Annotated in this window: 1 protein-coding gene; it reads right to left on the bottom strand. The window is 35.8% G+C overall.

Annotated features, from left to right (window positions below):
• Positions 1-1257, bottom strand: a 1257-nt coding sequence (locus BN338_RS12445) for a type ISP restriction/modification enzyme (protein ID WP_039762304.1), incomplete at both ends; no start/stop codon positions are given.

The following is a 1257-nucleotide window of genomic DNA, read 5'->3' as shown; positions in this document are numbered from 1 at the left end:
CCATTTCACTGTTCTTTATGGAGCTTTCGAATAAATGGGACTGCTTTTTATCTTTTGAAACTGCAGACTCTTCATAAATATAGCGTGGAAAGCATTGACATTTTTCTATTGCATCTAAATTAGGCACAGTATTCGTCATGAGTACAGAAAAGCCACACCTTGCTCCTACGCCTGTAACTTGAATCACTTTATTTTCAACGGCTTGTCCCATAGGAAATATCCGCGGCATTTGAAAAACTCTTTCATTGAAGGTACGATTATAATAGAGCCATTGTTTTGTAAAAGGACGATAAAGGCTTTGAATAAGGCATGCATCTTCAAATTCAAAAATCTTTCCTCTCAACAATTCTTGTTTAACACTATAACTCCAACTGATTTTTCTCTCATCCGTGGTGACAAAATTGTCTACAGCCTTTGCACGTGTTTTATTGTCGTCATGTAAATAGACATTATAGCGCTCTACTTCACTATTGTAGAAATCAATCATGTTACTCATATTTTCTGCTAAAACTTTACGGCTTGAATGATATGCCCATGCATCACGATTGGTTGAAACTCCAAGAGAAAAAGTTTCAAAGAGCTTTTTATCATGCCCTTTTTTAATATCTAGAGCTAAAAATGTTTCAAAACTATCGTCACGTTGATTTATCCAATCACCGTGCTTGTCTGGTGTAATTATTTTCCAACCGTTTTCACGTGTAATACCACCAATACTACCAAAGTACTGAAGCATCTCAAGTTTTTTTTCGGTAGAAAGATTATCTCCAATATCATGATAGTAAATCTTACAAGGTCCAGTAACATTGGGATTTTTGATAAATAAAGTCACGGCAATGCCGGTCATACTACCATTGCCAAAAACATTTTCGCCTTCTTGAGTTGCTCCATTGCTTAACATATTTTTACGAATATCCCCCCGCAAATTAAGCACATAAATACTCGTAAATTCTTTGGCTAAAGATTTTCGTAAACTGTCCATTGTCGACTTTTCTACGTAACCAGAGCCAGAAACAAAGCCAATGACCCCAGCATTATCAATACGATCACTCGCCCAGCGAATAGCACGAATATAACTATCATAAAGTGTTCGCATATTTGTTGCATTCGATTGAGCAGCGTATGTTTCACTAATACGGTTATCTAAAATAGGATAAGGGGTGTTTTTGGCATTATCGTTTTCACTTTTTTGTCCTACCGAATAAGGAGGATTACCAAAGATAACTTGAATATTTAGATTTTTCTGATGTTCTAAATAGT

It is taken from the genome of Bartonella queenslandensis AUST/NH15 (assembly GCF_000312585.1).
Lineage (GTDB): Bacteria > Pseudomonadota > Alphaproteobacteria > Rhizobiales > Rhizobiaceae > Bartonella > Bartonella queenslandensis_A.
This window is presented reverse-complemented; position numbering and strand designations above follow the sequence as displayed.